We start from the raw sequence: 10,828 nt of genomic DNA on the forward strand, positions 1-10,828 counted from the left end.
TACGTCTGGAATTGCGGCGGCAGCCTGTTACATTCAGTTTTGTTATGCGCATCATACCCGTCAACCTCAAACATACCGTTGCGGCAGTTGGTGGCTTTGTGTTGCTTGCGGGCATGGCCGTGGCCGAGGGGGCGCTGCCTGAGCTTATGCAAAAGCTGCGCGAGGCCCCGGCGGCCGAAGCCCCCAGAATCGCCCATGAGATCGAAGCGCATTGGCAGCGGTCCGGCTCGGCCTCGATGGATTTGCTGCTGTCGCGAGGGCGCGAAGCGATGGCAAATGGCGACAGCCGGTTGGCGATTGAGCATTTGACTGCGCTGACCGATCACGCGCCCGAGTTTGCCGAAGGGTTCCACACGCGGGCGCAGGCCTATTATGCGGCCAACCTCTATGGTCCCGCGCTGGATGATCTGGAACGGACGCTGGCGCTGAACCCCAACAACTACAACGCGATCTTCGGACTTGCCGTGATGATACAGGAGTTCGGAGATCTGGGCCGCGCCGCGGCGCTTTACCGTAAGGTGCTCGCCCTCAACCCGCATCACGAAGACGCCCGGTCGGCCCTTGAGGGTCTGCGCCGGGACGGCATCGGGCGCGAGCTTTAATTCAAGGATAGACAGGTGGCAGGCAACAAGCGCGTCGTGGCCGTTCTCGGCCCGACAAATACCGGCAAGACGACCTATGCAATTGAGCGGATGCTGGCGCACCGGACCGGGGTGATCGGCCTGCCGCTGCGGCTACTGGCGCGTGAGGTTTATGACCGGATCGTCAAGGCGCGCGGGCCCTCGGTCGTGGCCTTGGTCACCGGCGAAGAGCGGATCGTGCCGCCGCGCACGCAATACTGGGTCTGCACCGTTGAGGCGATGCCGCAAGAGATGGGCGCGGATTTCGTGGCCATTGACGAGATCCAGCTCTGCGCCGACCCCGAGCGCGGCCATGTGTTCACCGACCGCTTGCTGCGGGCGCGCGGCCTACATGAGACGCTGTTCATGGGCGCCGACACCATGCGCGGGACGATTGCCGCACTGGTGCCGGGCGTTGATTTCATGCGCCGTGACCGGATGAGCGAATTGATCTATTCTGGTCAGAAAAAGATAAGCCGGATGAAGCCGCGCAGCGCGATTGTCGGATTTTCGGTTGAGAATGTATATGCCATCGCCGAGCTGATCCGCCGCCAAAAGGGCGGTGCAGCCGTGGTGATGGGCGCACTTTCCCCGCGCACGCGCAATGCGCAGGTAGAGATGTACCAGAACGGAGAAGTCGACTATCTGGTCGCCACCGATGCCATCGGCATGGGGCTTAACCTAGACGTTGATCACGTCGCCTTCTCGGCGCTTTCCAAATTCGACGGGCGTCGCATGCGGCCGCTGGCCCCGAATGAGTTGGCGCAGATCGCGGGCCGGGCGGGGCGCGGGTTTAAGTCCGGCACCTTCGGCACCACCGGCGATGCGCCTGCGCTGGACGATCACGTGGCCCGCGCGATCATGGATCACAACTTTACCCCGCAGAACAAGGTAAACTGGCGCAACCACGCTCTGCAGTTCGGCAGCATCGATCGGCTGATCCAGACGCTGGAATTGCCCCCCGAGGACGAGCGGTTGGTACGGGCGCGTGAATCCGATGATCTGCGGGCCTTGAAAGCGCTGGCGCAGGTGGATGAAGTTTTTGCCCGCGCCACCGACGGCGCTTCGGTGCGGCTACTTTGGGATGTCTGCCGTATTCCCGACTTTCGCGGCATCAGCCACGCGGAACATGCGGGGCTTTTGGAGACCATTTTTAACGACCTGCACCAGCGCGGATATATCCCCGACGATTGGCTTGGGCGACAAATCAAGAGAATTGATCGAACCGATGGCGACATTGATGCGTTGTCCAAACGACTCGCGTTTATTCGCACATGGACCTACGTTGCGCAGCGCAAAGGCTGGACAAAGGACGAAAGCCATTGGCGCGACACGACGCGTGTCGTAGAAGACCGCTTGTCGGACGCTCTGCATGAGCGTTTGACGCAAAGATTTGTAGATCGGCGCACATCCGTATTGCTGCGCCGGCTTGGACAGAAGGAAGCCATGGTGGCCGATGTAAACGAGACCGGTGAAGTCACCGTTGAAGGTGAATTTGTAGGCAAGCTGGACGGGTTCCGCTTTCGGGTGGACAAGGGCGCGGGCGCGGCCGAGGACAAGACGGTGAAAACCGCCGCATTGCAGGCCTTGGCTCCGCAGTTCCATCTGCGTGCCGACCGGTTCTACAACGCACCCGATACCGAGATTGATTTCACCGAACAGGGCGGCCTGATGTGGGGCAGCGCTGCGGTTGGTAAACTGACCGCTGGCAGCGACGCGCTGAAGCCGCAGGTCGAGGTTTTCGTCGATGATATCGCCGGTCCCGAAGTGGCGGAGAAGGTGAAGCGCCGTTTGCAGCACTTCATCGACCGCAAGGTTGCCGCATTGTTCGAGCCGCTGCTGGGGCTGAGCAAGGATGAGACGCTGACCGGCTTGGCCCGTGGCTTTGCCTTCCAACTGGTTGAGAATTTCGGCATTCTGCCGCGCGCCCAAGTGGCCGAGGACGTGAAAGCGCTGGATCAAGACGCCCGCGGTGCTTTGCGTAAACATGGCATCCGCTTTGGCCAGTTCACTATCTTTATGCCGCTGATGCTCAAGCCTGCGCCGACACGTCTGCGCTTGGTGCTATGGTCGCTCAGCAAGGGCCTGAACGAGTTCCCGGAATCGCCCCCTCCCGGTCTGGTGACCATTCCGGTCGAAACCGGCGCGCCCGAAGGGGCCGACACCATGTCGGGCTACCGCAATGCAGGCAAACGCGCGATCCGCATCGACATGCTGGAGCGTTTGGCCGACATGCTGCGCGCCGAAGATTCCCGTGGTGGGTTCGAAGCCAAGCCTGACATGCTGTCGATCACCGGCATGACCCTTGAGCAATTTGCCGACCTGATGGAGGGCTTGGGGTACAAGGCGGAAAAAGACGAGCGGACCAAGGTGAAACCCGTTGATGTCGTGATGCCGAAAGATGGCAGCCATGATGCAATGGACCCCTCTGCCGATACCAACGTGCCCGAAAAGCTCGACAGCGATCTGCCCGGCGATGACGCGGCAGACAAGCCAATCATGGATGTCGCCGCCGAGGAGCCCGCAGGCGGTATCATCGAAACCCCATCGGATGAGACCAACCCCGACGACCGCCCGGCGGACGTGGCCCAGATGCCCGACGATGGCATTGCGCCTATGGCCGATGTGGCGGCGGAAGACCCCGAGGTCGATACCAACATCCCTGAAGTACCGGCCGAAGAAATTCCGCAGGGCACCGCACCTGACGCCGATGTCGCCGGGCCGGAGTTGGAGACCTATTATATCTTCACTTGGGCGCGCAGCCCGCGCGGCAATGCCGGTGGCAACCGCCGCGGGGGGGACCGTCCTCAGGGGCAGGGCAAGCCGCGTGGCAAGCCCGCCAAGGGCAAGGGGCGCAAGCCCGGTGGTGACAAGGGCGGCAAATCGCAAAACTTCTCTGCGCGTCCGCCGCGCAAGGAAAAGCAGATTGACCCTGATAACCCCTTTGCCGCAGCACTTATGGGGCTGAAGGACGACAAGTAAGTGGAGGCGGGCGCGAAACTGCGGCTGGACAAATGGCTGTGGCACGCCCGCTTTTTCAAAACCCGCTCGCTCGCTGCCGCTCAGGTGGCGGGCGGCGCGGTCCGGATCAATGGCACCCCCACCCAGAAACGCGCCAGCAATGTTGGCCCCGGTGATGTGCTGACCTTCAGCCAGGGTGATCACGTTCGTGTCATCCGGATCGAGGCAATAGGCCAGCGGCGGGGTCCGGCCCCTGAGGCGCAGTCGCTTTATACCGATCTGTCCCCACCGCAGCCAAAACCAAAGGACAGACAGCCCGAAAATCCCGGTTCTGAGGGAAAGGGCCGCCCGACCAAGCGCGACCGCAGGCAGCTTGATCTTTCTAAGGCACGCCACCTTGAATGATCCCGCGCCCCGGTTTAGCTAGTCCCTCACATACCCAGCCAGAGTTTCCCGCATGACCTATATCGTGAATGACGCCTGCATCGCCTGCAAATACACCGACTGCGTCGAAGTATGTCCGGTGGATTGCTTCTATGAAGGCGAGAACATGCTGGTGATCCACCCCGATGAATGCATCGACTGCGGCGTCTGCGAGCCTGAGTGCCCCGCCGATGCGATCCGCCCGGACACCGAGCCGGACATGGAAAAGTGGGTTGAGTTTAACCGCAAGTATTCCGAGCTTTGGCCCGTCATCATCACCAAGAAAGACCCGCTGCCCGAGGCAGAGGAGATGGACGGCAAAGAGGGCAAGATGGAGCTCTTCTCGGAAAAGCCGGGCGAGGGCGGCTGAGGCCCAACCGATTCGCGCTTTGTTGCCGCTTTGTGACCTCAAGATTTCGGGTTAAACCGCTGGAATGACCGGGAAACCGCCAAGTAGGACTTGGTGTAGCTTTCGGACGGCGTGATTCTGTGCTATGATGTCTTCAAGCTGTAACACACGAGCCTGATAATGTTTCGACCCTGCTGCCAAGGTTGACCTCACATTTCTAAATTAAACGCACCCGATCGCAGGCCGCTCAGGCTGCGCTTCGCATGCGTTTTACGTGCTGTTCAGGTGTCTGAGTTAATGGCGGGGCTTCCCCCGCGCGCCAAGGAGCGACCTATATGACCAAATCGAAAAAGCTTGATTTCCGCCCCAATGAATTCGTCGTCTACCCTGCGCATGGCGTGGGGCAGATCGTCTCGATTGAGGAGCAGGAAGTTGCCGGCATTGCGCTGGAGCTGTTCGTGATTTCCTTTGAGAAAGACAAGATGACCCTTCGGGTGCCGACCCATAAGGCTACCGAAATTGGCATGCGCGCGCTGTCCACGCCCGACGTGATCAACCACGCGATGAAGACCCTCAAGGGCAAGGCCAAGGTCAAGCGCGCCATGTGGTCCCGCCGCGCGCAGGAGTATGAGCAAAAGATCAACTCCGGCGATCTGATCGCCATTGCCGAGGTGGTGCGCGACCTGCACCGCACCGACGACCAGCGCGAGCAGAGCTATTCCGAGCGTCAGCTTTACGAAGCCGCCCTTGAGCGTCTGACCCGCGAAGTGGCCGCCGTTTCGGGGGGCGACGAACTCGCCGCCGCGAAGCAGGTGGGCGATGTGCTGGAAAGCCGCGTCGCCGCTTAAGAGCGCCGCAGGTTGAGATCATGCCGCGTCCCCTAGGGGCGCGGTTTTTTCGTTAGGGGATGGCCTGCCAGCCGTAGGCCATCATCTGACAGCCTGTTAGCAGGGCAATCTCTGTCACCTGTTGAGTCGCGCCCAGCACATCGCCGGTCTGCCCGCCGATCTTGCGTTTGGCGATCTGCCGCACCACTAGCGCCCCGAGCAGCCCCAAAAGCGCCAAGCGCCATGCTGAATAGTCCGGCGCCACCACGATCACCACCACCCCGATCAGCACTGCCACCGCCGTCGCCAATTCGCCGGGGCGGCCGGTGCGGTTTGACAGCCCGTCGCGGCGCACCGTCGGCAGGCTGTCCATCACCCAGACCATCGCGGCGCGTGACCCGCAAGAGGCGATGACCAGCGCCCAGATCAGCGCCTCATCCGTGATCAGTTCGCTGATCAGATACCACCGGAGCAAAAGCGACAGCACCAGCGCCACCACGCCGTAGGTGCCGATCACGCTGTCTTTCATGATGCGCAGCCGTTTCTCTGCCGTCCAAGCGCCCCAGAACCCATCGGCGCAATCAGCGAGGCCGTCTTCATGCATCGCCCCGCTCAGCATCACCAACGCAAGCAGCACGAAAGCCGCTGTCAGCGGCGGGGTTGCCCCCATCCGCGTTAACGCCAGCCCCACGGCCCCCGCGATCAGCGCCAGCACAATGCCTACCAGCGGATAGGCCCAGGCGCTGCGGGCCGGGGGGCGCTGCGGCTCGGTCGGGAAGTGGAAATGCGGCAGGGGCAGGCGGGTCAGCAGGGCAAAGGCCACCGCGATGTCGCGAGCGCGAAAGGCGTGCCTTAGGGTGGTGATGTCGGGAATGGCCATTATTTCGCCCCTTCGGCACTTTCAGCGCCGACAGGCTAAGGCTAGAAACGATTGAATATCAATCCGCAAAGGGCCGCATATGAACACGTCTTTCGCCAGTCTTTCCGAATTTCGCAGCCTTCTGCGCGCGATGCCCGCCTGCGACAGCGCCGCGATGGAAGAGGCGCGCGCCCATGATAGCATCCTCACGAAACCTCCCGGGGCGCTAGGCCGGTTAGAGGAACTGGCGATCTGGTACCGAGGCTGGCGCAGCGGTGCCCGGGCCGAGATTGCAGCGCCTCAGATCATCGTTTTTGCGGGCAACCACGGGGTTGCCGCGCGGGGTGTTTCGGCCTTTCCGGCAGAGGTGACCGCGCAGATGGTGGCGAACTTTCAGCACGGGGGGGCGGCGATCAACCAAATCGCGCGGGTGAATGGGGCGAGCCTTGATGTGGTCCCGCTGTCATTGGACAAGCCGACCAAGGATTTCACCGTTGAGCCCGCGATGGACGAGGATGAATTCCTCGAAGCGCTGCGCGCAGGTTGGGAGGCGGTGAACTCCGAGGCCGATCTTTTGGTCGTGGGCGAAATGGGCATCGCCAACACCACCTCTGCCGCTGCCCTTGCCAGCGCGATCTTGGGCGGCGGGGCCGAATTCTGGACCGGGCGGGGCACCGGGGTGGATGATGCGGGCCTGTCGCAGAAAACCGACGTCGTGGCCGAGGGCGTTGCCCTGCACGCGGACAAGGGTGACGGGTTGGAGAGCCTGCGCCGCCTTGGTGGCCGCGAACTGGCCGCGATGGCCGGGGCCATGGCGCGGGCGCGGCAGCTGCGCATTCCGGTGATCCTTGATGGTTTCATCTGCTGTGCCGCCGCGCTTGGCCTTGCACGCACCACACCGGGCGCGCTGGATCACTGCGTCGCGGGCCACCTCAGCGCCGAAAGCGGCCACCGGCGTCTGCTGGGCGCGATGGACAAGGAGCCGCTGCTGGAGTTGAACCTGCGGCTCGGCGAAGGCTCTGGCGCAGGCTTGGCGATCGGCATCCTCAAGACCGCCCTTGCCTGTCACGCGAGCATGGCCACCTTTGCCGAAGCGGGCGTGAGCGACGCATAGCGCGGTGCCGGGCAGCCCCCCGGAAAGGGGGCTAGCTGCCCGGTTCAGGCGCTTTCCTTGCCCTTGCTTTCACCCAGATTGAGAAAGGCCGTTTCCAAGTCTTTCTGCAATTCTTTCGCCCGGGCGACATAGGCGGCGTTCTGCGAAGGGGGCACATCTGGGCGCCAGAGGGCCGCCAATTCGCGGACCGAATCCCGGTCATGGGCATAGAATAGCTTTTGCGCCTCGTTCGCTTCGAAATCCGAAAGCCCCATGTTTTCCAACACATATCGCCCGGCCCTGAGGGAGCTGTCGAACATCTCGCGCACGATGTCATTCGACCCGGCCTGATAGTGGCGATAGACCTCTTCGCGGTCGCGCGCGCGGCTGACGATATGCACATGCGGGTTCTCCTTGCGCGCGTAGGAGATCAGAGAGACCGCCGATTTCGGGTCATCAAGCGCCACCACCAGCACGCTGGCCTCTTGCAAACCCGCCTTGCGCAGGATGTCGGGCCGCGTCGGATCACCCAAAAAACCTTTGAAGCCAAAGCGCCGCATGACGGCGATGGTCTCGGGGTTGTGGTCCAACACGACGGTTTGAAAGCCGCTGGCCTGTACCATCCGGTTCACCATCTGCCCAAAACGCCCCACGCCCGCGATGATCACCGGACCGCTGCTGTCGATCTCATCGGCGATGACGGGGGCGCTGTCGTCAAGGCGTCGGCTGATCAGGTCGTGCAGGATAAACAGCAGCGGCGTGATCAGCATGGTCAGCGCCACCACCAGCAAGAGCGTCTCGCCAATCGGGTCGGGCATGACACCGGTGGCGAGGGAGAAGCTGACCAGCACAAAGCCAAACTCCCCGGCCTGCGCGAGTGCCAGCGTAAACAGCCAGCCATCGCGTCCTTTCAGACGGAACAGGCGGCCCAGCACCATGAGGATCAGCGCTTTGACGATGATGACCAAAAGCGCCATGCAGATCAGGATTAGCGGTTTTTCGAACAGCAGGACAAAGTTGATGCCCGCGCCGACGGTGATGAAAAACAGCCCCAAGAGCAGCCCTTTGAAGGGCTCAAGGTCGGTCTCTAGCTCGTGGCGGAATTCGCTGCTGGCCAAGACCACACCGGCGAGGAAGGCACCAAGCGCGGGTGAGAGCCCGACCACCGTCATCAGCGAGGAAATCCCCACCACGATCAGCAGCGCCAGCGCCGTGTACATCTCGCGCAGTTTGGCAAGGTGGATATAGCGGAACACGGGCCGGGTCAGGTAGATGCCGACGAGGATGATCGCCGCTACGGCCCCAATGGTTACCAGCGTCACGCCCCAGCCGGGCAGGCTTTGAACAAAGGTCTGGGCGGCATGGGCGGCGTCATTGCCGTGGCTGGCCTCCGCGCTCAGATGCGCGTTCTCGACCTCTTGGGGATCAAGTGAAATCGCCCCGTTGGGCAGGATCCCCCCGGCAAGCCCCGTGGCCAGCAGCGGCAGGAAGGCGAGGATGGGGATCACCGCGATATCTTGGGTCAACAGCACCGAGAAGACGGATCTGCCCCCCTGTGTTCGCATCAATCCCTTTTCCGAAAGGGTCTGCAACACGATCGCCGTGGAAGAAAGCGCGAGTGTCAGACCAATCGCCAGCGCCACGCGCCACGGCTGGTCATAGGCCATGGCGATGGCCATCAGCGCCGCTGTCGACAGCAGCACCTGCAGACCGCCCAAGCCCAAAAGCCGATGCCGCATGTCCCAGAGCGCACGGGGCTCCAGTTCCAACCCGATGAGGAACAGCATCATCACCACGCCGAATTCTGCGAAATGCTGCACGTCCTTCGTCTCGGACCCGACGAGGCCCAGCACCGGGCCGATCAGAATGCCCGCCGCGAGGTTGCCCAGCACCGACCCAAGCCCCAATCGCGCGGCAATCGGCACGGCGATCACGGCGGCAGCCAGATAGACGGAGGCTTGGAACAGGAAACCTTCCATTGCGGTCCTCTCTCAATGTCAGGTGGGCAGCGGCCCGTCCTGTTTCAGTTGGTCCATGACAATCTGGCTATGCACCCGGCTAACGGCCTGATGGGGCAGAAGAACGTCGTGAATGAGCCTGTTCAGGCTCGGCAGATCGTCACAATAGACTCTCAAGAGATAGTCCGCATCCCCCGTCATCGTCCAAACGCTCACAATCTCGGGACGGGTGGCCATAAGCCGCGCAAAGCTGGCCGAATGCTCTGGCCCGTGGGTGCCCAGATGCACCTGCACGAAGCCCTGCACATTAAGCCCCATCCGCACCGGATCGAGCCGCGCATGATAGCCGCGAATATAGCCCTCTGCCTCCAACCGCTGCCGCCTGCGCCCGGCTTGGCTGGAGGATAGGTTGAGCTCTTGGCCCAGTTCCTGCGCCGTGAGGTGGGCGTTTTTTTGCAGTGCCGTCAGCAGCCGCCGATCTGTTTCATCCAACATGATGCGCATTTCCCGCATGGTTTACGGGTACTATGCGCCGCCTGCGCGAAAATTGCCAGAACCATGCCGCGAAACGCGCAAACAACGCAGAACCAGCATCGTATCATGGGCCAAATCCCAAAAGCAGAGGAGACTGACATGGGCCCTTTCCCACATGACGCCCCGAAATCGCAGATCACGGCAGAGAACCCCGCCGGCACCGATGGTTTCGAGTTTGTCGAATTTGCCAGCCCCGACCCGCAGGCGCTGCGCGATGTCTTTACCAAAAAGGGCTATGCCCATGTCGCCAATCACAAGACGAAAAAGATCGAACTTTGGCAGCAGGGTGACATCACCTATGTGCTGAACCACGACCCCGAAAGCTTTGCCGCGCGTTTCGTCGAAGAGCATGGCCCCTGCGCACCCTCGATGGGCTGGCGTGTGGTCGATGCACAAAAGGCGTTGGAACATGCGGTCGCCAAGGGGGCCGAGGAATACAAAGGCGATGGCAAGGTGCTGGACGTGCCTGCGATCATGGGGATCGGCGGCTCGCTGATCTATTTCGTTGATCAGTATTACGACACCTCGCCCTACAATTGGGAATACGACTGGATCGCGACCTCCAAACCCGAGGGCGTTGGGTTCTACTACCTCGATCACCTCACGCATAACGTCCACAAGGGCAATATGGATGTCTGGTTCAAGTTCTACGGCGACCTGTTTAACTTCCGCGAAATTCGCTTCTTTGACATCGAAGGTAAGTTCACCGGCCTGACCAGCCGGGCGCTGACCTCGCCCTGTGGCCGCATTCGCATCCCGATCAACGAAGACCGCGGCGAGACCGGGCAGATCGTGGCCTATCTGAAGAAGTACAACGGCGAAGGCATCCAGCATATCGCCGTGGGCGCGCGCGATATCTATGACGCCACGGATGCGATTGCCGACAACGGTCTCAAATTCATGCCCGGCCCGCCCGAGACCTACTACAAGATGAGCAAGGACCGCGTGACCGGCCACGAAGAGCCGCTGGACCGGATGCAGAAACACGGCATCCTGATCGACGGCGAAGGTGTCGTCGACGGGGGCGAGACGCGCATCCTGTTGCAGATTTTCTCGAAAACGGTCATCGGCCCGATCTTTTTTGAGTTTATCGAACGCAAGGGCGATGACGGGTTCGGCGAAGGCAACTTCAAAGCGCTGTTTGAATCGATCGAGCAAGAGCAGATCGACAACGGCGAGCTTGAGACCTCGTAAACAAAGCACA

10 protein-coding genes are annotated in these 10,828 nt (G+C 61.8%); 7 read left to right on the forward strand and 3 right to left on the reverse strand.

Annotation, left to right across the window (positions count from 1 at the left end):
- Positions 1 to 44: 44 nt before the first annotated feature.
- The 5 genes from K3762_RS06970 to K3762_RS06990 all read left to right on the forward strand — a co-directional run bounded on the left by K3762_RS06970 (position 45) and on the right by K3762_RS06990 (position 5,201).
- Complete coding sequence (locus tag K3762_RS06970) at positions 45 to 602, forward strand: hypothetical protein (protein ID WP_120350698.1); 558 nt, start codon at positions 45 to 47, stop codon at positions 600 to 602.
- Between the two features lie 15 nt (positions 603 to 617).
- On the forward strand, positions 618 to 3,602 hold the full coding sequence (locus K3762_RS06975; RefSeq protein ID WP_240791649.1) for a helicase-related protein: 2,985 nt from the start codon (positions 618 to 620) through the stop codon (positions 3,600 to 3,602).
- Positions 3,603 to 3,986, forward strand: coding sequence for an RNA-binding S4 domain-containing protein (locus K3762_RS06980; RefSeq protein ID WP_260012561.1), 384 nt, complete (start codon positions 3,603 to 3,605; stop codon positions 3,984 to 3,986). It begins immediately after the preceding gene.
- Positions 3,987 to 4,038: 52 nt separating this feature from the next.
- Positions 4,039 to 4,374 carry a ferredoxin FdxA gene (fdxA, locus tag K3762_RS06985; protein WP_067262482.1) on the forward strand — a complete coding sequence of 112 codons (336 nt, stop codon included), beginning with the start codon at positions 4,039 to 4,041 and terminating at the stop codon, positions 4,372 to 4,374.
- A 314-nt stretch (positions 4,375 to 4,688) separates the two neighbouring features.
- Positions 4,689 to 5,201 carry a CarD family transcriptional regulator gene (locus K3762_RS06990; RefSeq protein ID WP_007120274.1) on the forward strand — a complete coding sequence of 171 codons (513 nt, stop codon included), beginning with the start codon at positions 4,689 to 4,691 and terminating at the stop codon, positions 5,199 to 5,201.
- A gap of 52 nt (positions 5,202 to 5,253) precedes the next feature.
- Here the strand turns inward: K3762_RS06990 and cobS are convergent, their stop codons facing one another.
- Positions 5,254 to 6,060, reverse strand: a complete 807-nt coding sequence (gene cobS, locus K3762_RS06995; protein ID WP_132446090.1) for an adenosylcobinamide-GDP ribazoletransferase — start codon at positions 6,058 to 6,060, stop codon at positions 5,254 to 5,256.
- Positions 6,061 to 6,139: 79 nt separating this feature from the next.
- Between cobS and cobT the strand changes: the two genes are divergently transcribed.
- On the forward strand, positions 6,140 to 7,153 hold the full coding sequence (gene cobT, locus K3762_RS07000) for a nicotinate-nucleotide--dimethylbenzimidazole phosphoribosyltransferase (RefSeq protein WP_132446088.1): 1,014 nt from the start codon (positions 6,140 to 6,142) through the stop codon (positions 7,151 to 7,153).
- 44 nt (positions 7,154 to 7,197) lie between these two features.
- Here cobT and K3762_RS07005 read toward each other — a convergent pair whose 3' ends face one another.
- Both K3762_RS07005 and K3762_RS07010 read right to left on the reverse strand, forming a co-directional pair.
- On the reverse strand, positions 7,198 to 9,111 hold the full coding sequence (locus K3762_RS07005) for a monovalent cation:proton antiporter-2 (CPA2) family protein (RefSeq protein WP_260012565.1): 1,914 nt from the start codon (positions 9,109 to 9,111) through the stop codon (positions 7,198 to 7,200).
- Between the two features lie 18 nt (positions 9,112 to 9,129).
- A complete protein-coding gene (locus K3762_RS07010) occupies positions 9,130 to 9,585 on the reverse strand; it encodes an Lrp/AsnC family transcriptional regulator (RefSeq protein WP_067626139.1) in 456 nt (151 codons plus the stop codon).
- A 138-nt stretch (positions 9,586 to 9,723) separates the two neighbouring features.
- On the opposite strand from K3762_RS07010, the gene hppD reads away from it, so the two are divergent.
- Positions 9,724 to 10,818 carry a 4-hydroxyphenylpyruvate dioxygenase gene (gene hppD / locus K3762_RS07015; protein ID WP_132446084.1) on the forward strand — a complete coding sequence of 365 codons (1,095 nt, stop codon included), beginning with the start codon at positions 9,724 to 9,726 and terminating at the stop codon, positions 10,816 to 10,818.
- Positions 10,819 to 10,828 lie beyond the last annotated feature (10 nt).

This window comes from Sulfitobacter sp. W074 (assembly GCF_025142275.1).
In the GTDB taxonomy this organism is placed as follows: domain Bacteria; phylum Pseudomonadota; class Alphaproteobacteria; order Rhodobacterales; family Rhodobacteraceae; genus Sulfitobacter; species Sulfitobacter profundi.